Here is a 26,371-nt window from a genome sequence, read left to right on the forward strand (position 1 = left end):
TTCATCTTATTAACCAGCCGTAATGGTAAGTGTTTCATAGCCTGCCCGACAACTGACCAAGGCAAGCTTGGTACACACGCTTCATCTACGCCAGCTTCAATCGCTGCGACGATTGCTTTGGTACCTGTTTCAGCATCTACTTCAAACGGCAGTGGCTTGGCATTTTCATTGATTTCGGTACGAATATAACCTGGATAAATAGTGGAAACTTTAATCGGCAACTTTGTTAATAGCATATCAGCACGAATACCTTCTGCCAAATAAGCCAATCCCGCCTTGGCAGCACCATAAGCCGTCAGATGCTTAGGCAAGCCACGCATCGCAGACATACTAGATATCACAACCAAATGACCAGCATTCTGTGTTCGAAAAACATTCATAGCCGCTTCACACTGTGCTAAGGCTGATACGAAATTTATTTCAACGGTACGGCGGTTGGTTTCAAAACGACCTTTGCCAATACGGCGACTCTCGCCAACACCTGCATTCACAACAACTTTATCAATATGACCAAAATCAGCAGTAAAGGCATCAAACACTTCAAAAATCGAACTGTAATCACTGACATCTAAGGCTCGATGCTCGATACGAATATTAGGATATGCTGCTACCAATTCTGATTTTAGACCCTCCAAACGATCTATACGACGCGCGCATATCGCAAGATTGTAGCCAAGCGCAGCAAAGAGCCTAGTCATCCCTTCCCCCAGACCTGAACTCGCACCTGTGATAAGTACGGTTTTATCTTGTCCAACCTGCTGCTTATTTAGCTTTTGTAAATAGCGTGTTGGCTGAACGGCACCAAATATCTTATTCTTATTTTGTCTGGCTTTTTTGGTGAGCAAATTTATCACTCTACTTTGCATGGACAGTCCTTTTTATATCGACATGAGATCAAAACGATAATCTATAATATCCTAAATTTATAGATTGATTTTGTTTGTTATCAAAATAAACCAACAGCATCCGACCAATGCTATGGCTGACCTTACTCATATAAAGCGCAGTTATGTATCTTAAGCAACTTCCTTGTCGTTGCTGCTATGTTTAACGCCACGTTACGAAAGATTGGCCATCAGAAAATAAATGACTGTATTCGTTTAGAGACAATAAACGTGTACTTTTGTTTTTGACAGTAATGGAAGTGACACCGGTATTGACCAAATTTTTATTCAACTGATATGCGGTTTGACTGCTTTGTTTTAATAGCTGTGCCGTAATAGCTGCTATCACACCCCCTGAGGTAAAAACCAATACCGTATTATCAGCATCCAAGTTAAGATTGGCTATCTGAATACAAACCTGTTCAAGTGCTTGCTGAGCGCGGTGATTAAACTGCGGCCAACTTTCTAGATAATCCTGATCGTTGTCACCACCATGCCAACGCTGCATCGCCTGATCAAACAACTCAGCTAAACGGGTCGCTGGCACCTCTGCTTTAGCAATCTCAGCTGCAATCGCGCCTTTATTAATAAACGCAGGATCCGATTTGACAAACACGTCTTTATGATTGAATTCATCAAACTGCGGTAAAATATAACTATCAGGCTCACGCATGCTCGTAGACGTGTTGCGACTATTTTTAATAGTCATAGATGACTGATAACTGGCCAAAAAATGCTGAGCAGAATCCTGCTGTCTCACCAGACTCCCTGTAAATATGGCATCGATACGGCGTTGTGTGGCCGCATAGTGCTGACCCAGCATTTTTGCTTGTGTGATACCTAACTCTGAGAGCTGATCGTAATTCTCTTGTCCAAATGATGCCTGGCCGTGACGTGCTAAAAGGATGGTTGTCATATTAATATTGCCTGTTTTCTATGCCTTTCTATAAGGTGCTTTATATATGTAGCTGCAGCTATGCGCTTTTTGATACGAAAAAAACACTTTGTAGCTGTAACCATGAACATAATGGCTACAAATACCTCGTAATATTGTAGGTAAGCTAAGCATACATAGCGTCAGCATAGCCTTTCGGTAATGTACTCTTTACCAGCGCTTGCACCTCACTCGGCAACTGCTCCATACTTTCGGCATCTATCTTAATATCTGACGAATGTGCTGTTAAATATGCGGTAAATGATGCATCACCTTCAAATGCCGCAATGAGCTTTAAAGATTTAGCATGCAACATGTGAACCACTATCCACATACTCTCAAAAACTGGGTTTGAGGTTTGTTTGTTATAAAAACGATAATAAATCTGCTGAATAATACCAGCCAAACGAAATAAGCCAAATACCTCATAAAACGTCCAATTAGAGACTTGCAGACCTGTTTTTGTCAGGTAATAGTCCACTACTTCATTGCGGGTCATCATACCGTCTAAATGTGTCGGTTGACGACGTGACTGCTGCATCACTGCATCATCATCAGCCTCTATCCAATAAGCAAGGGCACTGCCCAATTCCATTAGCGGATCACCTAGCGTTGCCATCTCCCAATCAAGCACTCCGATCACTCGTGTGGGATCTTCTGCATCTAAAATAACATTGTCAAAGCGCCAATCGTTATGAATCACGCAGGTCTTGATATCTGCTGGTGTATGACCAGTGAGCCATTGGCCAACTAGGCCAAAGCTAGGAACATTAGGCGTTTTAGCTTTAGCATAACGTTTGTTCCAGCCACCAACTTGTCGTGCGCAGTAGCCATCACCACGTCCTAACGCTACTAAGTTAGGATGATTGCTATAATCAACTTGATGTAGCTCTATTAAAGCATCAATAACATTGGTACATAACTCACGGATTTGGGCTGGATTAAGATTGATATCTTTGGGTAAATTGGCACGTGGGATGATGCCTTCAACACGCTCCATCACATAGAAATCATCACCAATAACCGACTCATCTTGACACAACGCAATCATTTCTGGCACATAGGGATATGCATCCTTCAATGCGGCTTGAACTGTGTATTCACGCACCATATCATGAGCAGATTTGGCTTTGGTTCCCTTTGGGGGACGACGTAATATCAAATCTTGGTTGTCATACTTCAGACGATATGTCCAATTGGATGCGCCTCCGGAAAACTGAGTAACCTCAGGTTCACCTTGAATATTCACACCCTGTGCGCGTAACCAGCTACTGACTGCCTGTACATCTAGAGACTCACCATCACGAACCGCGCCACCGATGTCCAAAACCTTTGTGTTTTTTGCAATGCTGTCAGTCGTAGCAGCATCATTCGTGGCACTATTATTTGTGGGACTGCTATTAGTCGCCATAAGACATTCCTTATCTATATTTAATGATAATCACTTACATATAAATCAGATACGGTTTTAACCTACTATCTCTAGTATTATCGTCATCCCATTGTATCCAAATTATAGTAAATTCACTATATCCATACTCAAGCTAGAGCATGTCACCCAGTTACCAGTGTTATCAATGCAATCGCACACTATAAATGATGACACGCCCTACTATCTGTGATTATTAATCACTATTATTATTTATTTTTACGACTAAACCCTTGGCTCTTCAGCTCTAATTTTGCAATCATGGTTTTATGAACTTCATCAGGGCCATCAGCCAAGCGCAACACCCTTGCTTGAGCATAGAAGCCTGGCAACATTGTATCTTGACACACACCCATGCCACCATGAACCTGAATCGCCATATCGACGACTTCTTGTAGTACAGTCGGCGCCACTACTTTGATCGCAGATATTTCTGTGAGTGCCGCTTTTGTTCCTTGTGCATCCATCTTCTGTGCAGCATACAAAGTCAGCAAACGAGCTTGGTCAATTTTGATACGAGCTTCAGCAATGCGCTCAAAGTTTCCGCCCAACTCTAGTATTGGCTTACCAAAAGCAGTACGAGACATACCACGTTTTACCGCAAGCTCTAAAGATTTTTCAGCAGCACCAATACAGCGCATGCAATGATGAATACGACCTGGCCCTAGACGACCTTGCGCAATCTCAAAGCCCATCCCTGGTCCACCAATAAAGTGGCTGACTGGCACACGTACATCTTTAAAGCTCACTTCACCATGCCCGTGCGGTGCATCATAATCACCGAATACTTTAAGCATACGCTCAATATGTACGCCAGCCGTTTTAACTGGTACCAATACCATCGAATGCTGATGATGACGGTCTTTGTTTTCATCAGGGGTATAAGCCATCACAATCAAAATATCAACAGCAGGGTCGCCCAAACCAGATGACCACCATTTGCTACCATTGATAATTATCTCATCAGCATCAACTACAGCCGTCGCTTGCATATTAGTGGCATCACTCGATGCCACCTCGGGTTCAGTCATACAAAAGACAGATCGCGTCTTACCTTCTAATATTGGCGTCAACCACTTGTCTTGTTGCTCTGGTGAGCCATAACGCCACAACAACTCCATATTGCCGCTATCAGGGGCATTACAGTTGAATACATGAGGTGCTAATAAACTGCGGCCTGTCAATTCTGCAATTGGTGCATAATCAGTGACAGAAAGCCCTGCACCTAATGTGTCATCAGGCAAGAACAAATTCCACAAACCAGCTTCACGCGCTTGCTTGCGCAGGTTTTCATAGGCTTCTGGCCATTCCCAGTTCTGCCAATCACCATCAGGATTTTTTTTGTGACAATCTGTCCAAAACTGCGCTTCTATTGGCTCAATATGGGTTTCGATAAATGCTTTGACTTTGGCATGCATGGTTTGCCCATGTTCTGTTGCGGTAAACATCAATGTATTATTTGACATAAGTGACTTCCTTTTCCTTATTTATCATTTGAATCAAGTGTTAATAAAAAACTCCATCAGAGCCTTATAGTCAGTTCAACCTAAAAGTAGCACAAGCCAACCTAGTGTAGAAGTATGTTTAATACCCAAAGCGAGGTTAACACCACAATACTTTTATAGTAGAATAACTATAGTGTACGCACGTATACTGTTTCCGTGTGTCTCATTTATAACACAGCATTTGTGAATAAACAGCAAAAAGGCGCGACCCGCTAGGACACGCCTTTTACAAAACACAAACAATGCTTAGATTTTGCTGCTATTTGAGAATATTCAAACGACTGTTCAGGTCAAAACGAGCCAAGGCATCTGGTAGTTTGTCGACCACCGTACTTACTGTCGCTTCTGCTGCTTGAGCCAACCCGAGCTTTTCAGCCAATGTTGGTTTTTGACGCGAGTGCAATGCATATACCTCACTATTTTCCATACGTTCTAAAATATAGCTATCTGACGTTTGTAGACTATCGATTAAGTTAAGTGTCAGTGCATCTTCGCCATACCAGTGCTCGCCAGTAGCCACTTTGGCAACATCCAATGCTGGACGATAGGTATTGACAAAGTGTTTGAACAATTCATGCGTCTGCTCTAGCTCTTCTTGATATTTAGTGCGGTCTTCGGCATCGTTTTCACCAAACATAGTAACCGTGCGCTTATAGTCACCAGCCGTAAACATCTCATAATCCACATCATGGTTTTTTAGCCATTTATGAAAGTTCGGTAGCTGTGACACCACGCCGATTGAACCGATAATGGCAAATGGCGCAGCAATCACATTATCCGCCACACAAGCCATCATATAACCACCACTGGCAGCCACTTTATCGACACATACTGTTAGTTTTAGGCCCGCGTCTTTTAGACGAACCAATTGCGCTGCGGCCAAACCATAACCATGAACCATCCCGCCACCTGACTCAAGACGAACGATGACCTCGTCGCCTTTGTTTGCAGTGCTGATCAGCGTGCTGATTTCTTCACGTAAATGCTTGACTGCTGTTGCTTTGATATCACCATCAAAATCTAGGACAAAAACTTGTGCCTTGTCATCCGCATTTTTTTTCTTATGTTTGGTTTTTACTTTTAATGCCTGTTTGGCTTTTTTGGCCATGGTCTTTTTGAATTGTTTGAGTGCCGCTTTGCCTTGAGTTGCTTCCATTAAATGCTCACGGCGTTGCTCTTGGCTTTTATTTAAATGTATAACTCGTAGTTCGATAGGGTTTTTTGCGGGATGAAAAAGCATGAGCAGTATTCCTTAAGTAATTGAAACCATTTTAATAAATTTTATAAGTTAGCTTGATATGTGCATAGTGGGCTATATTTTCAAGCAATATGACAATATTTAACCAGATGTAAATGTTCTGGTATCAATACATGTAGCGCTGAAGTATTACCGTTATTTGATTGACCTCAGCAGGTTGTATAACAAAGGCAGATTAGGCATAATATGCGTTTAAACCAAATTTTCTGCAGCCAACGTGATGACCATTTGTCGTAATCGCGTTGTTTGTGCGTTTTTTAGCGGATAGCTCGAATCGCACAGCGATGGCTGCATTATTGTATTTCGAATTGGGCTGACAACTGGATAACTATATTATGACGCATAGCGAATACCGAGACGAATATTGCGGAGCTGTAACCGAAAGCTTGATTGATCAAACCATTAGTGTCGTAGGCTGGGTACATCGTCGTCGCGATCACGGTGGCGTGATTTTCTTAGACATGCGTGACCGTGCTGGTATCTTGCAGGTCGTTGTTGATCCTGATACCCCAGAAGCGTTTGCTACTGCTGATGCAGTACGCCCAGAATACGTACTAAAAATTACTGGTCGCGTACGTCGTCGTTACGAAGGTACAGAGAACGCCAATATGACCAGTGGTCAAATTGAGCTATTAGGTAAAGAGATCGAGGTACTTGCCAAGTCTGAAACCCCACCATTCCCATTAAATGATGACAAAGCCACGGTATCAGAGGACTTATGTCTAAAATATCGCTATCTGGATATGCGTCGTCCACAAATGCAAGAACGTATGGTATTCCGTGCGAAAGCCACATCAGCGATTCGTCGTTATTTAGATGACCATGGCTTCTTGGATGTTGAAACCCCTATCTTGACTCGTGCCACACCAGAAGGTGCGCGTGATTATCTAGTACCATCACGTACCCGTCCAGGTAACTTTTTTGCTCTACCACAATCGCCACAGCTATTTAAACAGTTGCTAATGGTGTCAGGGTTTGACCGTTACTATCAAATCGCTAAGTGTTTCCGTGATGAGGATTTACGTGCTGATCGTCAGCCTGAATTTACACAGGTGGATATTGAGACTTCTTTCTTAAATGAAGAAGAAATCATGAACATCAACGAAGGTCTAATCAAGCATTTGTTCAAGACCATGATGGACGTTGAGTTCGAGCAGTTTCCCCGCATGACTTACGCTGAAGCAATGCGTGACTACGCCTCAGACAAGCCTGACTTGCGTATTCCTTTAAAACTCATCGACATTGCCGATTTGATGAAAGACGTTGATTTTAAAGTATTCGCTGGTCCTGCTAACGATCCTAAAGGTCGTGTGGCTGCCCTGCGTATTCCTGGTGGCGCTTCATTAAGCCGCAAACAAATCGATGCTTATACCAAGTTCGTTGGTATCTATGGCGCACGTGGCTTGGCTTATATCAAAGTCAATGATGCCAGCAAAATCAACAACGGCGTAGATAAAGAGTCTGGCCTACAGTCTCCAATCATCAAAAACATGACTGATGAAGTATTGGCAAGCCTAATCGAACGTACTGGTTCAGAAGATGGTGATATCATCTTCTTTGGTGCAGATAAAGCCAGTGTCGTAAACGATGCAATCGGCGCACTACGTCAAAAAATCGGTCTCGACCTTGACATGACAACTTGTGAGTGGGCACCACTTTGGGTAACCGACTTCCCAATGTTTGAGCAAACTGATGATGGCAACTGGACATCAATGCATCATCCATTCACTAAGCCTAAAGGCTCAGTTGATGAATTAAAACACAACCCAGAATCAGCCCTATCTATTGCTTATGATATGGTGTTGAACGGTACAGAAATTGGTGGCGGTAGCTTACGTATCAACACCTTTGATATGCAGCAAGCCGTACTTGAAGCTTTGGGTATCGGCGAGCAAGAGGCTGAAGACAAATTTGGTTTCTTACTTGATGCATTGAAATTCGGTGCACCACCGCATGGTGGTTTGGCGTTTGGTTTAGATCGCTTGATTATGTTGATGGTAGGGGCAAACTCTATCCGTGACGTGATTGCCTTCCCTAAAACCAAAACCGCTGATTGCCCACTGACTCAAGCACCTGCTGGCGTCGATAGCAGACAACTGCGTGATCTTGGTATCCGTGTGCGCGAAAAAGCACAGGCTGACACCAATCAATCTGCACAATAAACAGTCAAGATAATGGTTAGCTACTTTTCTGACTGGTTACGTGATTCATCACCGTGTGAATGGTCATGAATCCGTATCATATTTTCAAATTCGTGCCACTGTCTGTATTACAGATATTGGCACGTTTTGCTGCGTGGATAATTATAAAGATACCCAGTCTCAGCATCATGCGTACGGTTAGTACCAACATGGCGATGATTGCTCCTAAATTGTCCACTGCACAAAAACAAGCGTTAACCAAAGAGATTATTTATCATCAATGTTTAACCAGTATTGAGTCAATCAAAAGCTGGGCAATGTCACCTGAGTGGAGTATTTCTCAGATTCGTGATGTCCATAATAAAGAGATTTTATTAGAAGGACTGGCTAATCCTAACGGCATGTTGGCCATCGTACCGCACCTTGGTACGTGGGAGATGATGAATGCATGGCTCAACCAGTTTGGTTCGCCGACCATCATGTATAAACCCGTCAAAGGCAGTCTCACTGATGACTTTGTGCTGCAAGGTCGTTCACGGCTTAATGCAACTTTGGTCCCTACTGATGGCAGCGGTGTCAAAGCTATCTTTAAAACCCTTAAACAAGGTGGCTTTAGTATCATATTGCCTGACCATGTTCCAGATCCATCTGGCGGTGTGGTTGTGCCTTTTTTTGGAGTGGAGACATTAACCAGTACGCTCGCCTCCAAATTGGCCAGTAAAACCAAATGTGCATTGGTAGGCTTATCTTGTATCCGTCGTGACGACGGGCGTGGCTTTGATATTTATTGCTATCGGCTTGATAATCCAGCACTTTATGACCGCAATACAGAAACATCTGCTCAGGCACTTAATTTAGCCATGCAACATATGATTGAAGACAAGTGCAGTCATTATATGTGGGGCTATCGACGTTTCAAACATATTCCCACACTGGGCAATCCTTATACTGCTGACCAAGAAGCGCTAGCCAATTTTATTCATAAAAACAATCAAACTGTCCATGCTGATAAAAGTCAACATAAGCAATAACCATACAGTCAGTTAAGCGTTTAGAGAGATTGTGAATAACATCCATGCTAATATTGGCTAACTTTTGTGGCTTTTAGCTTTATTAACTTTTTATCGATATCAATATGAGTGCATTATGGCAACTGACCTAACGAACATCTCATCAACCGACCTCACGGCAGCAGAGTCCAGTACTACTGCGCAACGTTATGTCATCTGTATGAAATGGGGTGATAAATACGGCCCTGAGTACGTCAACCGCTTGTACAATATGGTCAGCCGCCATCTTACCTTAGACTTTCAAATGGTCTGTCTCACAGATGATAGTACGGGTATTGACCCTGCTATCATGTGCCACCCTATCCCAGAAATGGATCTGCCAGCAGGTCCTGAACGCGGTTGGAAAAAGCTTACAACGTTCAAGCCTGAACTGTACGATCTCAAAGGCGTAGCACTGTTTTTAGATATCGACATCGTTATCGTCGATAATATCGATGCCTTTTTCACTTACCAAGCCGAGCATGAAGACAGCGTCGTCATCATCCGTGACTGGAAAAAACCATGGCGCATGATTGGCAATAGTTCAGTCTATCGCTTTAACATTGGTACGGGCACGTATCCTGACTTATTGGCAAACTTCGAGCGCAACTTTGACACTATTCGTCAGCAAGTACGCCACGAACAGGCCTATTTGTCCAACTATTTACGCGAACATCATCACCTAGAATATTGGGATAAAACTTGGTGCGTCAGCTTCAAATACCAATGTATTGCGCCTATTCCTTTTAACTTTGTGCGTGCACCTACACTGCCTGATGGTGCAAAGATAGTAATATTTCATGGTGAGATTAACCCGCCAGATGCCATCAATGGTAGCGGCGGCAAGTGGTATCGTCATGTTAAACCAAGTCCATGGTTAAAAACTCATTGGCAGTAAGTAAAAAGTCTATAGCATAGCTGCCACAACAAGCAATACTGAATAATTTTCCAAATATAAACTAAGGCGTGTTGCTAAGGTATTCACATTACCTTCGACTTACTCTTTGTTTGGAACACAGATTTCATAACCTAGCAGCAATCAGCAGTGCCTATTTGTGAATAATCAAACACGCCCTAATACAAATTAGCTATACTAAGACTTAATTGCGATATGCTTTTCAAACAGCAATGAAGCCTATCTAAACACCACCTTTACCTTACTATCATAACTACTTCGTAAACAATCATCAGTCTTCATCAAACACTAGGGCGTGTCTTCATTTTAAAAATGGTGATAAAAATGAGATAAACAGCAGTCAAACAAGGAAAATAGCGCAGATAATATCGATATATTAGTCAGCTATTTGACGCCGTTTAGCAAAATTTAGCCATTTTTAACCCATTTAGATGACTATCGATTGAATTGAAGACACGCCCTAATTCAACAATTACTTGGATTAATCATGAAAATAGCAGTTGTAGGCACCGGTTATGTTGGTTTATCAAATGCGTTGTTACTGGCCCAGCATAATGAAGTCATTGCGGTTGATATCATTTCTGAAAGAATCGAACTACTGAACTCGAAGCAGTCACCTATCGAAGATAATTATATTGCAGATTTTTTATCATCTAAAGACCTGAATTTTTCTGCAACAACTGATGCACAATCTGCCTATAAAGATGCAGACTTCATCATTATTGCAACGCCAACAGACTACGATATAAAGACCAACTACTTTAACACTTCAACTGTAGAGGCTGTCATTGAACAAGCGCTATCAGTAAACCATAAAGCTACTATCATCATAAAGTCCACCGTTCCCGTTGGTTATACTAACGGTATAAGAGAAAGGTTTTCCAGCCAAAATATTATCTTTTCTCCTGAGTTTTTACGTGAAGGCAAGGCACTCTATGACAATCTTTACCCATCAAGAATCATCGTTGGCGAACAGTCTGAGCGTGCCGAAATATTTGCAAACTTACTCTTAGAAGGTGCTATTAAAAAAGATGCACCCCTGCTATTTACCGACTCGACTGAAGCTGAAGCCATTAAGTTGTTTTCTAACACTTACTTAGCCATGCGTGTTGCTTATTTTAATGAGCTAGATACCTACGCGCAGACCTTCGGCTTAGATACCAAACAAATTATCAAAGGCGTAGGCCTAGACCCCCGTATCGGTGATCACTACAACAACCCATCATTTGGCTATGGTGGCTACTGCCTACCTAAAGATACCAAACAGCTCCTTGCCAACTATAACGAAGTCCCTAGCAACCTTATTAGAGCCATCGTTGATTCTAATAGCACTCGTAAAGACTTTATCGCCGACGCAATAATCAAAAAACAACCAAAGACCGTGGGGATTTATAGACTGGTGATGAAGAGTGGCTCAGATAACTTCAGAGCATCTGCTATCCAAGGCGTTATGAAGCGTATCAAAGCGAAAGGGATCACAGTGGTCGTTTATGAACCAGTTTTACAAGAAGATAACTTCTTTAATTCAAAAGTCATTACGGATTTAAACGCATTCAAAGCTATGAGTGATATTATTGTAGCCAATCGCTTATCCACTTATATTCAGGATGTATCAGATAAAGTATTTACACGTGACTTGTTCGAAAGCGATTAGCTGCTGTATTACAAACCTAGAAAAATTAAACACTGACTATCGTTTATGCCTCATTTAGCACTCTTTTGGCTGGCCACATTGCCTTCTGTAGATTGTAGGAAATGGTATCGCCATCTGAAAATAATCCCAACGCTGAAGGAATATTAGTAATAATGAAACAACCTAAATCTAAATTGGCTAACCTACTTTCTTTGAATCAGCATCGTAAAAGACTTGGTGCAGCAAAAGTAGCAAATCAATTACAACAAGTGGATTGGGAAACCATGAGCTCACAGATCATTGAGGGTGATACAAGCACATACACTCATGGTTCTGACAAAAACCTACAATCTCATATTGATAATTTGAGACATGAATTTGTGGGTCGTACAGAGCTTGAGTACTACCATGCCAGTTTAATTGTACTAATACGCCGTGACTTTCAAACAAAAAACAACTTCAACATCTTCGAGCAGCTTTGGTATCAAAACCATGAGTTTTTGATCAACAACCTCAATACCCGATGGTTAATTTCAGCTTGTGATACCTTCATAGATCACTCTGATGATGACTACTTAATATCTTTATTGATGAATGCTGTTATCATGGTGAATACGATTAAGCTACAAGAAAGTGAGCTGTTTTTAACCGCATCAGAGAAAGCTTTACCGAAATTAGAGCGCAAAAATTCTTTAGAAGCTGAAAGATTAGCATTGTTTGATGGTGTTTCAGGATTTGCAGTGGGTACTGATGATACATTACGTAATATGCGCTGGCGCTTAGATAAGTTATGTAACGCTCATGTACTTGGCGGCATTGTTCTTAAAGTTTTTGAAAGTGCTCAGCACCCAGATGCTAACACCGTGTACTCCCGATTTCGTGCTTTGCATACTCGGGATAAAACTGCTTGGTGGACGGAATAAAATCAATGTCAAATCAATCAAATATAACAGCGTTAGTCATTAACTTAAATAGCGCAGTAAAACGCTGGTGCTTTCAGGAAAAACAATTAAGCCATCTTAAGATCAACTATCATCGTCACGCAGCAACATCTGTAGATGACTTAACAGATGCTACGTATGAAAAGTGGGCTAATGACTGGCAACGGAAACTGAGACGTACCGAAGTGGCTTGTTTTTTAAGCCATTACCGTGTTTGGAAACATATCGCTAATAGCGGGCAAGCGTTTTTGGTTTTAGAAGACGATGTCTTACTGTCTGAGCACCTTCCTGAAGCCTTAGCAGTCTTAGAAAACAATCAGTCTCTTGATTATGATCATATTACTTTCGAAACTAGAGGCAGAAAGAAGCTTGTTACTAAACAAAGTGTCTTAGACTCAGAACATTTTAGCCTGCACACTCTATTTCTAGATAAAACAGGAGCAGCAGCTTATCTTCTAACCCCAGCAGGAGCAAAGAAGCTGATTAATCAAGTAGACAAGAAGGGTGCGGGACTAGCTGATGCTCTTCTGTGCCATACTAAGACTCTAAAAAAGTTACAATCTATTCCTGCTTTGGCTATTCAAATGGATATGGCAAGTCATTACAAGATGTCCAACCTTGAACAACCGTCTGTTGCCAAAAGCAATATTTCTACAGTCATCCATTCTAAACCTACGGCAAATAGCCTATCAGATAAGCTAACATTTAAATCTAAGCGCTTAGCTGCTCAGGTAGATATGGGGCTGATTCAAGCTCGCCACTCTAGTCAATCTAATTATATTGAAATAAGACCAAATGAAGATGAGTTTGCCTACTTATCTTATTTACTTAAAAATTAATTGACTCTTTTTTCATTAGGATTCTAAAGTCTGAAGATATTTTTGAGCAACACTATCAGGTAGCAAACCTACGTCAAAGCTACTACTAAAGCTTTCAGGACTTTCACTAATCTCATTCAATTTAGCAGATAAACTCTCTATATCACCTACCTTCACTAGGTTACTCTCAGGAAGAAGCTCTCTTGGTCCAGATTCACAGTCTGTACTTATAACTGGCACACCTAAAGCCAAAGCTTCCGCTATTACAATGCCAAACCCTTCATAAATTGAAGAAAGCACCATCGCATCAGCATTAACTATCAAAGGATAAGGGTTCGGCTCAAACCCACAAAATATAACCTTATCTGTGACACCTAGCTCACTGCAGAGGTTTTCACATTCTTGTTTAAGCTCTCCCTGCCCTACCAGTAGCAATGGTTTTCTCTGATGACTCCTCGCATAAGCCTTTATCAAGTCCATATGATTTTTTTGAGCCTTAAACTTTCCGACATGAATGAGATAACCCTGCTTGAGTAATGGATACTGAGTGATTAATTTGTGTAGTATATCCAACTGCTTAGCAGATTTTAAAATAAACTCTCTATCAATTGGATTATGAATAGCTGTAAGTGAGCTTATCTGTTTGACTATACCTTCGAAGTCCTGCTTCACACCTTGACTAACTGCTACAATGTTCTGATTTGAATATACGTTTTGTAGCGCTTCATTCGTTAAATAGGTATGGATACTCTTTTCCTTAGATAAGGTGTTATGTATTACAAACAACTTATTAGGCAACTTACTATATGCTAGGACCTGATCCACCTGCCATAAATTAGATATCAAAAGTGCAGGTGTATCAGTAATATTGTTTTTTACATATTTATCGAACACTCGAGCAAACACCTTATTTCGGATATACTTAGGCATCCATCGATAAGACTGATAAGATAAAAAATGCAAATGAATATCTGATACTTCATAGTCAACTTGATTTTTAAAGCAAACAATATGAGGTTTATAGCCCAGCTTCTTAAAACCTTCAGCAAGCGTCAATACAAAGCGTTCAGCTCCTCCGCCTTGTAGGCTAAAGATAGTTAATATAATATTTTTATCATTATTAAAAATCATTAACTTCTTATCCATACATTTTTTTGACATCTCGTATTCTGTGACGTCTAGCACGTTTTAAAAAAAATCTATGAGCGCGTTGCCTAACGCCTAGCCTAGACTCTTTCTCTCTACCAAAGATATCACTATCAACCTGTGTTTGAACAATCAGCGGTATTGACATAAAACCCTGCTTAAGCTCACCAGTAGCAAACCTCCACACATAATCAATAGGATAGAACAAGTGATTACTCGTTTGTAAAAATTCAAATGCAGCTTTTTTTGAAATTATATAGCCACTGCCTAGAGCTGGTGCTGGATCACACTCACATATTACCAGTTCATTAGATATTGGCTTTAGTTTGTATATTCTCCACTTGTTACGCCACTCTAACATCTTCCATTTATTTAAAAGTTTTGAGCATTGGGGGCGAGTATTAATACCTTGATTTATAAAACTGCGTGCTACTTGATTATCATATGAATACGGAGTCGTAGTTGAGAGATTGATAAAATCAAAAGACTGATAATTTTGTTCATCTCTAATAACATTAACCAATCTTTTATCAATAATTACATCATCTTCCATAATCAATGCATAATCTAGATCGTTGTCTAAAATATATTGCCAAATTCTACGATGTGATAGAGCACACCCAATCTCGCCATCAGTAATTGGACGCTTCATTAAACATAGAAACTTGTCATATTCAACAAAAGACTTTTCTTGTATGGTTAGATCTTTGCCAACAGAAGCGGGTAATCTCTGTGCCACTAAACCTAAATCAAACATCTGTTCTATTATATTATGTTGACGATCTACTCTACCATCCAAATTAATATAGAAAATATTTATCATACCTTTCCTTCAAAAGGAATAATACAATATCCTTTAGTTCTAGATTTAAGGTTATATTTCTGAAACCAATAGCTTGGCGATAGCTGTATGAATAAACGGCCCAATTCACGCTGAAACTTCCTTCTCCTTGTTAAAGGATAAGTGTTTTTTCTCATTCGTTGTTTTCTTTCTTTTTCTAAATTACTTACTAACGTAGTTTCTTTGGAATGCAATAAATCATCTTGTATAGCAACAGCAGGAAAAACCTGATGGTTTGAAAAGTTCTTTAGCCAATCTTTAAATAAAAAATGATCAATAGGCTTATCAATACTGGTTAATGATAATTTATTCATCATAAGCACAGCGCACTCGTTAGAAATAACATATGCTGCTGTACCCATGTGCTCACTTAAAAGAGAACATATATACAAATCGTCGTCAATGACGACCTTTCTACCTAGCTCGGTAGGTGTTTGCATTGTTTCAAGTTTAATCACATCGTATTGCTGAGTTAATATGTCTAACTTTGGTAAGATATCATGTATTCTTGCGCTTAGTACAATATCATCCTCAAAAACTACTAAGTATGGTAATCTTTTATCTATCATCATCTGCCATAAACTTACATGACTCATGAAACACCCTAATTCACCAAGAGTTATCGAATCGGGAACGAAGTTTAAAGATAGATTTTTATAAGTTTGAAGTGCGTCATCTTTAGAAACAGCATCAAAAAAATTATACTCTAGACCTAACTGTTGAAACTGTTTTTCAATATGAGCTCTTCTATCAAGTTGATTTTTTAAACTAACGACATATACTTTCATTTTATGACAACACCTTAATAATACATTTTGCATAATAATTTCAAACTATATCAAACCCTTCTCTTGTTTTTAATAAACTGTAATCCTCCTCAATTATTACAATTTAGCTACTTTAAAGATGTATTATAGTTACGATTATTACATATATACTAAGTTTTGTCGTATACTATACACTATTTAAGGATACATATGTGGACAACTCAGAGAAAAATACTTTTCGCTAACCATCGCCTTGACTCCATTGGTGGCATTGAAACTCGTTTGATAGATGAGTTTAGCTACTTAAAAAAGAATGATTATAAAATATATGTTTTAGTGCCTAAACAGAAATTCAATCCTGAAATCGGTAGGTTGCTTCCGATAGATAAAACAATTACTCTAGGTTTGGGTGATACTTCTGTAGCTGTTGAATTCATTAACTTAGTAAATCAGATATCTTTTATAATTAAAGATGAAGATATTCACACCTTAAGCATTCATATGCTTGATGTATTTGCTTGTGCTGCAATAATGGCTGCTCAAATATGTAGAATACCTGTCATCTCCACAATTCATGGAATATTAGATATATACCGTACCCCTGTAGAACGAATACTAATCCAGCATCTTGCTAGTAAGAGCTTTTCTTTATCCATATCTGTATCTGAAACATTTAAAAGCATTACACCCTCAATTAGTTGTAAGAAAACTGTCATCCCTAACCTTATCAACTTAAATAAATATCAACACCAATTTTCTGATTGTAAGCCTGCATGGTTAATTATCAACCGTATTAGTCCAGAAAAATTTCCCTCTATACTAAGGTTTCTAGAAGCTGCTGAGCAATGTCATATAAATGAAGTAGATATTGCTGGAGGAGGTGAAAAAAGCAAATTGGAAAAACTTATAAAGTCTTTGAACTTAAAAGTAAAAGTTAATTTTTTAGGAGAAGTTAAAGATATAGCAAGACTTATACCACAATATTCTGGAGTCGCTGGAATGGGGCGTGTTGCTATAGAAGGCCTAGCTTGTAAGAAACCCGTATGCATTATATCTATAGATGGAAGGCTAATTGGGCTAGTGACTACAGAAAACTTCCAGTACTTAAAAAACTATAACTTTACAGGTAAAGGACTAACACCCATAGAAAATGAAAGGATATTAAGGCAGCTTGAAACTCACTCCTCTCAAGATACTGAGAATATATACTCTCTTCTAGAAAAAGAGCTATCTGTAGAGAATTGGAATAACTATATCGAGTTATATAACAATGTTACTTTTATCGATAATCAGGCAATAGAGTCTTTATATCATAAGTTATCTTATTTCTCTACTACTTTAACCATACCTTTCATTAATGATAGCTTCTTCCAGCACTTACTTTATGAAACACTCATTGAATATGACTTATATGATACTCAGAAAATGTGGAAGTACTATGAGATTAATCTTGGAATGACAAATAATTATCCTAGCCCCTACTCTAATAAAAGCCTGAAAAAAAGGTTTAAGTGGTGGAAGTGATTAAATAATATACTCGCCTAAATAAAGCTAAGACTCCAAATAACCTTAGCTTTATCACTTAGAGATATTAAATTAACAATCAATCAATAAAGCTCAACCAGTCCATATACTGCTCATTACGGCCGTGTACCACGTCGAAATATAGAGTTTGCAATTTTTCAGTGATCTCGCCGCGGCCACCATTGCCGATAGTGCGATCATCATATTCACGAATCGGGGTCACTTCGGCAGCCGTGCCAGTCATAAAGATTTCATCCGCCAAGTAAAACTCGTCACGCGTGATGCGGCGCTCGACGACTTTGATACCCAAATCTTCAGCAAACTGAATGATGGTACGACGGGTGATACCGTCAAGCGCGCCGCCGCCCAGATCTGGCGTATGTAGCACGCCGTCTTTGACCAAAAACAAGTTTTCGCCTGCGCCTTGGCAGACATAACCTTGTGGATCCATTAGGATGGCTTCGTCATAGCCATTGCGGGTGACTTCTTGGTTGGCCATGATAGAGACAGGATAGTTGCTCGAGGCTTTGGCTTTACACATGGTCACATTGGTCATGTGGTGGGTAAATGATGAGGTTTTGACACGGATACCGTTTTTGATGCCTTCTTCACCAAGATAGGCGCCCCAGTGCCATGCTGCGACCATGGCATTGATACTGTTATCACGTGATGATAGGCCAAGTTTTTCTGCGCCAACCCAAATCAGCGGACGGATATACGCCTCTGCCAAGTTGTTTTGTTTGACCACGTCTTTCTGGGCTTGCTCAAGTGCCGCTGCGTCAAAAGGCACATCCATCTGAAAAATCTTCGCTGAGCCCATCAAGCGCTCAGTGTGCTCTTTTAGGCGAAAAATCGCTGTACGGTTGTCAGCAGTTTGGTAAGCGCGAACCCCTTCAAATACTGCCATGCCATAATGTAGGCTATGGGTCAGTACGTGGACGCTGGCATCGGGCTGCTCGATCATCGTGCCATTCATCCAAAGCTTACCTTCTTGTGTTGCCATATTCATTTTATAGTCCTTATGCTAGCGCTGACGTCTAACTTTTTTAAGTAGGTTTTGTTTAACAGTGATTATCAACCATATATGATACCACCACCGCATCTATTTTTATGGTAAAAAATGCATCTTGGTTGTGAAAATTGGTTTAAGAAAACCAATTGTCAATTTTTTATAAGTAGTTTGTACATTGTCTCAATGCTCAAGGCGTATCCTCGGCATCATCCACCCCCATCAAGTGCTGCCACTGATCTTGCACCAGTGCGCGCGTTTCCTTCCATAGCGATTCATCGACCAATAGCGACTGCTCGGATAGTGCCAACTGATGGGTGGCCGCGCGTATTCTGAGATAAGCATCGGTCAAGTCTTGGCAAACTTGCGCTTCCCAAATTCCTAGTAATGCAACCTCTTCAAAAATCCGAACGTTGTCGCTCCATTTGGTCAAGCTTGGGTACTCATGTGAGTAGGCCAATACGGCAAACTGTGCCAAAAACTCAATATCAATGATGCCGCCAGCATCTTGTTTCAGATGGAATTTACCAGCGTGCTGTTTCCACTGGCTGGTGCCTAGATGCTTTTGCATTTTAATACGCATACTGGTGACTTCACTACGCACTTGCTCTAGCGTACGCGGTAATGCCAGCACATTTCGTCGAATGTCATAGAAGCGCGCCATGACTCTTTTATCTCCACAAACTCCCCGCGCCCGCACCAATGCCTGATGTTCCCACGACCAGGCTTTATCCATCTGATACGTCTCAAAAGCATTACAAGACACAACCATCATGCCTGCATTACCTGAAGGGCGCAGACGCATATCAATCTCATAAACACGACCATCTCGAGTTTGCGTATTGAGGTAGTTCATCAATTTTTGTACCAAGCGCGCAGCGAACTTCATACCGCTTACAGACTTTTCACCTGTGGTCATGCCTTGTTCTTTAATTTTATGTAAAAACACCAAATCCAAGTCTGAAGAATAGGACAGCTCTAACCCGCCAAGTTTACCATAACCAATAATAGCAAATCCACAATTGGCTTCAGTCACAGGGTCGCCGTCTTGGCCAATAGGATAGCCATAGCGGCTGACAATCTCTGAAAAAGCACGCTCTAATGCTGCCTCTAATACCACTGCTGCGATATAAGTTAATGAATCAGATACTTTCATAATAGGACGTTCAGCCAATATATCGCTAGCAGCCACCGCCAATATTTGGTTCTTTTTAAACAGTCGTAAGACGCTGAGCAGCTTTTCTTCATCATGAGGTTCTACACGTAATAACTGTTGACGCAGAATATCACGCAGCTCAGCCTTATCAGGTAAATGATGGTAGCGCTGCTGTAAGAAAGTATCTAGCAGTACAGGATAGTGTGCCAACTCTTTTGCAATCCAAGGACTCGCTGACAGCATCGGAATGAGTTCAGTTGTTGCATTTGGGTTTTCTGCAATCATCACTAAATAAATAGAACGGCGACAAATCGCTTCGAGTAAGGAGATGAGACGTGGCAACGCTGTGTTGGCCAATTGCTGCTGATCTTGATGTGCCAATAGCGCATGGACAATCACAGGATATGCATCATCTAAACGCTCTCTTGCTTCGTCACTTAAGTTTCCGACCAGTTTTGACTGCCAAAAGCTTTGTAGTAGCTCACGGTTTGTTTGTGTGAGCACTTTGTTTAAGCGTGTAATCTGCTCATCAAGATCTTCTGGCTCAAGGCTTTCATCGTCTTGATCTGGTACTTGCCGTTCAATTACCATCTTCTCAAACGGTACATTTACATTATTTCGATGCTGATTGAGTGTGTGCAACAAGGCTTTCCAATCCTCAAAACCCAATGTGATAGCCAGATTATGTTGCCAATGTGGATCATGTGGTAAGCGTTGTGTTTGCTGATCATTAATCGCCTGAATTGCATGCTCAAGTCGACGTAAAAAGCGATAAGCTGCTTGTAGATGCCTATAAGTTACAAGCTCTAAATACTTGAGCTTATATAATACCTGCATCGCTTCTAGACACGACTTCACTTGTAATTGAGAATGCCTACCACCATAAATCAACTGAAACGCTTGTACGATAAATTCAATATCCCTAATGCCACCTGCGCCAAGTTTGATATTATCCAAATCTTCACGTTGTGCCACTTGGTTTTGGATGAGAGATTTCATCTCTCTCAATGCTGAAAAAGCACTGTAATCAACATAATAGCGAAAAACAAATGGCTTAATAAGCGCTTGCAACTCATCATAAAACGGTTGTTCTAGCTGCCCTACCACACGCGCTTTTAGCCATGCAAAACGTTCCCAAGCTCGTCCATGTCGACAAAAATACTTTTGTAGTGCTGACAGATGAATAGCCAAATCACTACCATCGCCCCATGGACGCAGACGCATATCAACACGAAAGACGAATCCATCTGCTGTGTTATGATCCAACAACTTGATAATACCTTGACCAAGCCTAGTCATAAAACGCTTGTTATCTATGCTACGTGTGCCTTTGGCTTTATCTCCATTGGTTTCACCCAGTGCCTGATGCACAAAGATAAGATCGATGTCACTCGATAAATTCAGCTCATGAGCACCAAGCTTACCCATAGCCATGATAGCCATATCATCAATTTGAACCTGACCTTTATCATCAATAAAAGTCGGTTCGCCATATTGGTCAATCAAGTTTTGATAGGTATAATCTTTAGCAAACGAGATACAGCCAGCTGCAAACTCAGAGAGCTCATCAGTTAATTGCTCAAGTTTAATCATCTGCAAAGCATCTTGCCATATCCAACGCATCATAAGTAAGGTGCGCAAATGACGTAACCCTCTCATCACCTTAACTTCATCAGCAAGTTGATAATTCTCATCCAACGTATAGTCTTGTATCAGATCGTCAATCTGCTGCCGCGTTAAAGTCTGATCTAATGGGTAACTTCGTAAAAACGTTTGGCAAGAGACTGTGCGTCTCTCCCAAATCTGATATGCAAACTCGCTAGCTGTTTGCAATACTTGCAGCTGATCTGCTGTAGGCTGACTATCTGTACCATGGATCTCACGTGAAGACGTAGCAGGTAACATAGGTAAATAAACTCCTTGCTTGGAATGATAAGACTACGTGAACCTAGCGCATAATATTAGTGTTTTTTCTTATGAGGTAGTTACCGCATCGGACAACCATACTAATATATGCCAGTATTTAATATAAAACCACTTTTAATAACACTGACTCTATTTGCTTTTGAACGCTTTATGGTAGCATAAACCACTTTAGCATTAATGACTGATAAGACTTCCTATGGCAACCACGACTCCTTTACTCCTGATTACCGCTGACCCTAGTCAGCCGCTTAACGCTCTAGCGCTACGCTATGCTCATGCCTATCTCAAAAACATCTCAAATCAGGAAGATACAAATAGTAATAAAAAATTAAATGTCTTTTTTTACGGCGACGGTGCCCATACCGCCAACCGCTTACGATGGCAGTCAGCAGATCAGGTCGATTTGACCAAAGCATGGCAACATCTTGCGGATCAGTATCAATTGTCACTGCCAGTCTGTGTCAGTACCGCACTTAGCCGCGGTATTAGTGACACAGACAACAGTACACGCCATCAACTCAATGGTGATAACCTTGCTACTGGCTTTTCACTAGTCGGATTGAGTGAGCTTGCTATGATGATGCAAGATAACTGTCGTCTGATACAGTTTTAACAGAACACCGTTTTGAGACAAACCTCTTAGATAACCTAACCGTGACGATAATAAACCGTCAAGCGACCAATCAGATTAGGATTTAATCATGAAACTATTAATTCAGTTGCAGACACCGACTGAAATAGCCAGTTACGAAGGCTGTGCACTCGCCCTAACACTGGCGACCTTTGGTCATGAAGTGCAACTATATTTGGATGCCCCTGTCTTTGGCCTACTGATGCAATCTGAATCACGTTTGCATGGCATGATTCAATCACTGGAGCTATATGATATGCCAGCGGCTTGGTTACCTGATGATGTCTTTAGTGGCTGGGTCACTGGCATGCTACCAACCGACCTGGCCTCACAACTGACCCTGATACCAGAAATCGTCAACTCACAAGATTTTGAACAAATACTGACTTTTTAATTGATCAGATAGGATTAAAGTAAATGGCAACGTTATATCAATTACACAGCACAATAGACACACTTAGACGCAGTGTCGATGAGATGTCACGTACATGGCACTCAGGTGACAGCATTGTATTACTTGGCACGACCGTCGCTTTTATAGACTGGCTAGACGCCTATCTGGGCGATATCAATATTGAGGATATTGCTGGTATTTACGCACTGGCCGATGACATCTCACAACTATCTGTTGATACAACTGACAAACTGAGGTTGCCTAGCAAGCTAAGCGGCGTCTTAACAGATAATGAATGGGTCAACCTGACTCAAGACAAACAATTTGATAAAGTCGTGACTATTGCCTTATGAATAACGATAATGCTACTACTCCTACAAAACCACCTCATGACATTGAAATTAGTGTTGAATTAGATCATGACGGTCATCTGTGTGACCATACTATCTGGACACCTGATATCGCACAGCAGCTGGCTGACACGCTAGACGTACATTTAGAGACCGAGCATTTAGAGGTTTTACAGCAGGTACGAGCGTTTTTTACTAAATTTAATCATGCGCCCGCAACACGGCCGCTGATAAAATGGCTACAAAAAACGCTACCTGAACACGATATTAGCAATCAAAAATTACAGCAGCTATTCAAAACAGGTTTGGTCGCCCGTCATGTCAATCGTCTAGCAGGTTTACCAAAACCGCCTAATTGCTTGTAACACGCTCTATAGTCGATTCAATTTAAAAGTAGTACCAAGCGATCGAGTGTAGACGTATATTTAATGCTTCAAACGAGGCTAACGCTATAATCATTTTATGCTGTAGTCATTTTATGCTTTAATTGTTGTATAGCGCAATGACGATAACATTGGCAACACTATTTTGGATCGTATACCGTCAACGTCTCATAACCCACGCTACGTCCTTCATCACCACCAAATCCTTGCTGACGCCATATTTCATATAGACATATCGCCACGCTATTTGACAAGTTCAAACTGCGTGAATCGGCTAGCATTGGTAGTCTCAACCAATTATCACTACCAATGTCTGCTCGTATATCATCTGCAAGACCTGCCGTTTCTGAGCCAAACACCAATGCGATATTGGGCATCAATGCCACATCTGATGACCCACTTGCCTGCTGCCCACTAAAATCATAATCGTAAAATGGTTTACTCAATTTGGTGGTCAATGCCGTAACGACATGACAGTCAGCAGTTTGCAATGCCTGTCTGGCGGCCACCCAATCATCATGTACTTGCAGATGTGCATACTCATGATAATCCAAACCTGCACGGCGTAGTTTTTTATCATCAAGCTCAAACCCTAACGGCTTGACTAAGTGCAATTGTGCGCCACTATTGGCACACAAGCGGATAATATTACCCGTATTACTAGGCATTTTGGGTGCTACCAATACAATATGAATGGTCATGCTAACTACTCCGTAAGTGGTCAAGGCTTATTATTTATGTTTATTGTCAATGAGTTATCGAAAGTTACAGTTTACTGCCAATAATTACATTTTGATACTGTGCAACGTTTTTAACTTTCACTATGATGTCTGTAACGGATAGCAAGATAGTTATTACTTATAATTATCTCTCTATTCAATAAACCCTCAGTAAGGCTTAAGCAAAATGCTTAACACCACTGTTATTATTTATAAACAATTTATTTTGAGGATATTATTATGAAAAAAGTAATCATCGCATCTTTGACAGCTATGTTTGTACTAACTGGTTGCAACACTTTTAAAGGTTTGGGTCAAGACGTATCAAGCGCTGGTAATGCAGTTACTGGCGGCGCACAAGACGTTCAAGATAAAATCTAATTATTAATATATAGTTGAGTTCAAATAATTTCGATACAAGGAAACCGAGTGCAAGCGATACATTAGTATGGTTAGCGAGGATGACGATGTAGCGGATTTATCTGGATTTGACTATAATAGATTTTTAAAAGGCTTATCATTTATTTGGTAAGCCTTTTTTATTGATGCTTATATTCCACTGATTTTTTCTGAAAGGCTATCAATATATAAAGTAAAAATGGTAAAAAACAACCAAGTGTAGATATGTATTAAATCACTCAAACAAGCTTAACACTGTCACATTTCTATAGCGGATAAACTATAACACTATAAAAACTCTCTTAATATCTGATTGAGATAACGCTGTCCCAATTCTGTTGGCTGTAACCACGCCCTACTGTCTGTCAGTAATCCTTGTGCCACCAGCTTATCTATGGATGAGGCAATGTCATCACGCTTTCGTCCTGTTCTCTCTTGAAATAACGACCAAGCAACGCCGCCATGTAAGCGCAGCGCATTTAGCATAAACTCACTGACCAGCTCATTATTGTCAATTTTTTTCCAACCGACCATTTTGGGTGCATTTTCATTTGCTTTAGAGCAATCGGTAACATCCTGATAGCTCACATAATCTTTAGGCAGCCGTGACTTGCTAAAACGGTAAATACCAGCATCTACTAACCTTTCATTTTCATTCATTTCTGATGCGTTATTCGCTTTATGACTCATCGTTGTTCTGCGACTAACGGTTACTTTGCCATGAGCACCCGCACCAATGGCAAGATAATCACCGAATTGCCAATAATTGACATTGTGACGGCACGGCTGATCAGATCCACCTGCCCAAGCGGACACCTCATAATTGTGATAGCCCAGTTGTTGCAATAGCGTCTGACCTGCTTGCTCAATATCTGCCAAATTGTCTTCGTCTGGCAAAATAGGCTGACTACGATAAAATACGGTATTAGGTTCTATCGTCAGTTGATACCAAGAGATATGAGTTGCACCTGCATCATGTGCCATTTGAATATCGTTTAATGCTTCAGCCATCGCTTGCTGTGGCAACCCATGCATCAAATCGACATTGACACGCTCAAACCCAGCAGCGCGTGCAGCATGAATCGCAGACAACGCCTGATCAGGATTATGTATACGTCCCAATGCTACCAATTTATCAGCAGCAAAGCTTTGCACACCTATCGACAAACGGTTGATACCGACGTCTAAATATTGCGCAAAAGGCGCATGCTCTAATGTGCCTGGATTGGCTTCCATGGTGATTTCTATATCATCAGCAAACTTCAAGATACGTTGCAAGCCAGAAAATAGTCGCCGATACTGGGCAATAGGTAATAGCGATGGCGTGCCACCACCGATAAATATCGAGCTAATTTCTCTTTTTTGGGTTAAAGGCTGCTGCATGTTCGCGTCTGATAGCAATGCATCGACATACTCATCATACATCGATACCTGACTATCTATCGGCAGCTCATGCGAGTTGAAATCGCAATAAGGGCACTTTTTTACACACCACGGAATGTGAATATATAGCGCTAATGGAATAGCACTGACTTCTATCGCATTGGCAGTAGTGTCATTAGAGATGTCTATCTGCTGTAAATCGTTAACGATATTGATATTTGACATAAAAATATTT

General features: G+C 40.7%; 24 protein-coding genes. 12 read left to right on the top strand and 12 right to left on the bottom strand.

Going from position 1 to position 26,371, the window contains the following annotated elements; genetic code table 11:
- From ACT3QP_RS09290 to sohB, 5 genes are all read right to left on the bottom strand, one after another.
- Positions 1 to 698: SDR family oxidoreductase (locus ACT3QP_RS09290; RefSeq protein ID WP_444525295.1), on the bottom strand; the 698-nt coding region annotated here is incomplete at its 3' end.
- Between the two features lie 349 nt (positions 699 to 1,047).
- On the bottom strand, positions 1,048 to 1,800 hold the full coding sequence (locus ACT3QP_RS09295; protein WP_192520512.1) for a histidine phosphatase family protein: 753 nt from the start codon (positions 1,798 to 1,800) through the stop codon (positions 1,048 to 1,050).
- Between the two features lie 145 nt (positions 1,801 to 1,945).
- The gene (locus tag ACT3QP_RS09300; RefSeq protein ID WP_192520511.1) at positions 1,946 to 3,229 is read right to left on the bottom strand and encodes a phosphotransferase family protein; all 1,284 of its coding nucleotides are present in this window, start codon (positions 3,227 to 3,229) and stop codon (positions 1,946 to 1,948) included.
- A 227-nt stretch (positions 3,230 to 3,456) separates the two neighbouring features.
- Entirely contained in the window at positions 3,457 to 4,695 is a 1,239-nt protein-coding gene (locus ACT3QP_RS09305) for an acyl-CoA dehydrogenase family protein (RefSeq protein WP_442074799.1), read from the bottom strand.
- A gap of 316 nt (positions 4,696 to 5,011) precedes the next feature.
- Positions 5,012 to 5,992: a protease SohB gene (gene sohB / locus ACT3QP_RS09310; protein WP_192520192.1), complete on the bottom strand. Its 981-nt coding sequence runs from the start codon at positions 5,990 to 5,992 to the stop codon at positions 5,012 to 5,014.
- Between the two features lie 353 nt (positions 5,993 to 6,345).
- Here sohB and aspS point away from each other — a divergent pair, with 353 nt between their 5' ends.
- The 6 genes from aspS (at position 6,346) to ACT3QP_RS09340 (ending at position 13,529) form a co-directional block, all read left to right on the top strand.
- The gene (aspS, locus tag ACT3QP_RS09315; protein WP_192520191.1) at positions 6,346 to 8,172 is read left to right on the top strand and encodes an aspartate--tRNA ligase; all 1,827 of its coding nucleotides are present in this window, start codon (positions 6,346 to 6,348) and stop codon (positions 8,170 to 8,172) included.
- 65 nt (positions 8,173 to 8,237) lie between these two features.
- Complete coding sequence (locus ACT3QP_RS09320) at positions 8,238 to 9,182, top strand: lysophospholipid acyltransferase family protein (protein ID WP_192520190.1); 945 nt, start codon at positions 8,238 to 8,240, stop codon at positions 9,180 to 9,182.
- A 199-nt stretch (positions 9,183 to 9,381) separates the two neighbouring features.
- Positions 9,382 to 10,098 (top strand): glycosyltransferase, encoded by a 717-nt coding sequence (locus ACT3QP_RS09325; RefSeq protein ID WP_192520193.1) that lies wholly within the window; start codon positions 9,382 to 9,384, stop codon positions 10,096 to 10,098.
- Between the two features lie 505 nt (positions 10,099 to 10,603).
- Positions 10,604 to 11,770 carry a nucleotide sugar dehydrogenase gene (locus ACT3QP_RS09330; RefSeq protein ID WP_192520189.1) on the top strand — a complete coding sequence of 389 codons (1,167 nt, stop codon included), beginning with the start codon at positions 10,604 to 10,606 and terminating at the stop codon, positions 11,768 to 11,770.
- A gap of 152 nt (positions 11,771 to 11,922) precedes the next feature.
- On the top strand, positions 11,923 to 12,672 hold the full coding sequence (locus ACT3QP_RS09335) for a hypothetical protein (RefSeq protein WP_192520188.1): 750 nt from the start codon (positions 11,923 to 11,925) through the stop codon (positions 12,670 to 12,672).
- A gap of 5 nt (positions 12,673 to 12,677) precedes the next feature.
- On the top strand, positions 12,678 to 13,529 hold the full coding sequence (locus ACT3QP_RS09340) for a glycosyltransferase family 25 protein (RefSeq protein WP_192520187.1): 852 nt from the start codon (positions 12,678 to 12,680) through the stop codon (positions 13,527 to 13,529).
- Between the two features lie 15 nt (positions 13,530 to 13,544).
- On the opposite strand, the gene ACT3QP_RS09345 is transcribed toward ACT3QP_RS09340, so the two are convergent.
- From ACT3QP_RS09345 to ACT3QP_RS09355, 3 genes are read right to left on the bottom strand one after another with little or no spacing between them, the layout of a single operon-like run.
- Entirely contained in the window at positions 13,545 to 14,654 is a 1,110-nt protein-coding gene (locus tag ACT3QP_RS09345) for a glycosyltransferase (protein WP_444525291.1), read from the bottom strand.
- Positions 14,647 to 15,477 carry a glycosyltransferase family 25 protein gene (locus ACT3QP_RS09350; RefSeq protein ID WP_444525292.1) on the bottom strand — a complete coding sequence of 277 codons (831 nt, stop codon included), beginning with the start codon at positions 15,475 to 15,477 and terminating at the stop codon, positions 14,647 to 14,649. Before ACT3QP_RS09350 ends, ACT3QP_RS09345 begins: the two co-directional genes overlap by 8 nt.
- Positions 15,474 to 16,283: a glycosyltransferase family 25 protein gene (locus ACT3QP_RS09355; protein ID WP_444525293.1), complete on the bottom strand. Its 810-nt coding sequence runs from the start codon at positions 16,281 to 16,283 to the stop codon at positions 15,474 to 15,476. The genes ACT3QP_RS09350 and ACT3QP_RS09355 overlap by 4 nt, the downstream gene beginning before the upstream one ends.
- A gap of 189 nt (positions 16,284 to 16,472) precedes the next feature.
- Here ACT3QP_RS09355 and ACT3QP_RS09360 point away from each other — a divergent pair, with 189 nt between their 5' ends.
- Entirely contained in the window at positions 16,473 to 17,786 is a 1,314-nt protein-coding gene (locus tag ACT3QP_RS09360) for a glycosyltransferase (protein WP_444525294.1), read from the top strand.
- 79 nt (positions 17,787 to 17,865) lie between these two features.
- Here ACT3QP_RS09360 and ACT3QP_RS09365 read toward each other — a convergent pair whose 3' ends face one another.
- Together ACT3QP_RS09365 and glnE are read right to left on the bottom strand one after the other, a co-directional pair.
- On the bottom strand, positions 17,866 to 18,795 hold the full coding sequence (locus tag ACT3QP_RS09365; RefSeq protein ID WP_443537515.1) for a branched-chain amino acid transaminase: 930 nt from the start codon (positions 18,793 to 18,795) through the stop codon (positions 17,866 to 17,868).
- 190 nt (positions 18,796 to 18,985) lie between these two features.
- Complete coding sequence (glnE, locus tag ACT3QP_RS09370) at positions 18,986 to 21,856, bottom strand: bifunctional [glutamate--ammonia ligase]-adenylyl-L-tyrosine phosphorylase/[glutamate--ammonia-ligase] adenylyltransferase (protein WP_192991847.1); 2,871 nt, start codon at positions 21,854 to 21,856, stop codon at positions 18,986 to 18,988.
- A 217-nt stretch (positions 21,857 to 22,073) separates the two neighbouring features.
- On the opposite strand from glnE, the gene tusD reads away from it, so the two are divergent.
- From tusD to ACT3QP_RS09390, 4 genes are all read left to right on the top strand, one after another.
- The gene (tusD, locus tag ACT3QP_RS09375; RefSeq protein ID WP_192991846.1) at positions 22,074 to 22,490 is read left to right on the top strand and encodes a sulfurtransferase complex subunit TusD; all 417 of its coding nucleotides are present in this window, start codon (positions 22,074 to 22,076) and stop codon (positions 22,488 to 22,490) included.
- Positions 22,491 to 22,578: 88 nt separating this feature from the next.
- Positions 22,579 to 22,902 (top strand): hypothetical protein, encoded by a 324-nt coding sequence (locus ACT3QP_RS09380; RefSeq protein WP_192520149.1) that lies wholly within the window; start codon positions 22,579 to 22,581, stop codon positions 22,900 to 22,902.
- A gap of 23 nt (positions 22,903 to 22,925) precedes the next feature.
- A complete protein-coding gene (locus ACT3QP_RS09385) occupies positions 22,926 to 23,255 on the top strand; it encodes a hypothetical protein (protein ID WP_192520148.1) in 330 nt (109 codons plus the stop codon).
- Positions 23,252 to 23,617, top strand: coding sequence for a TusE/DsrC/DsvC family sulfur relay protein (locus ACT3QP_RS09390; protein WP_192520147.1), 366 nt, complete (start codon positions 23,252 to 23,254; stop codon positions 23,615 to 23,617). Before ACT3QP_RS09385 ends, ACT3QP_RS09390 begins: the two co-directional genes overlap by 4 nt.
- A gap of 158 nt (positions 23,618 to 23,775) precedes the next feature.
- Here ACT3QP_RS09390 and ACT3QP_RS09395 read toward each other — a convergent pair whose 3' ends face one another.
- Positions 23,776 to 24,336 (bottom strand): tRNA (cytidine(34)-2'-O)-methyltransferase, encoded by a 561-nt coding sequence (locus ACT3QP_RS09395; protein WP_192520146.1) that lies wholly within the window; start codon positions 24,334 to 24,336, stop codon positions 23,776 to 23,778.
- 258 nt (positions 24,337 to 24,594) lie between these two features.
- Between ACT3QP_RS09395 and ACT3QP_RS09400 the strand changes: the two genes are divergently transcribed.
- A complete protein-coding gene (locus ACT3QP_RS09400) occupies positions 24,595 to 24,735 on the top strand; it encodes an entericidin A/B family lipoprotein (protein WP_101204419.1) in 141 nt (46 codons plus the stop codon).
- Positions 24,736 to 25,041: 306 nt separating this feature from the next.
- Here the strand turns inward: ACT3QP_RS09400 and hemW are convergent, their stop codons facing one another.
- Positions 25,042 to 26,361, bottom strand: a complete 1,320-nt coding sequence (gene hemW, locus ACT3QP_RS09405; RefSeq protein ID WP_192520145.1) for a radical SAM family heme chaperone HemW — start codon at positions 26,359 to 26,361, stop codon at positions 25,042 to 25,044.
- Between the last annotated feature and the right edge of the window lie 10 nt (positions 26,362 to 26,371).

Origin of the sequence: Psychrobacter sp. AOP7-B1-24 (genome assembly GCF_052376215.1) — a bacterium.
GTDB lineage: Bacteria > Pseudomonadota > Gammaproteobacteria > Pseudomonadales > Moraxellaceae > Psychrobacter.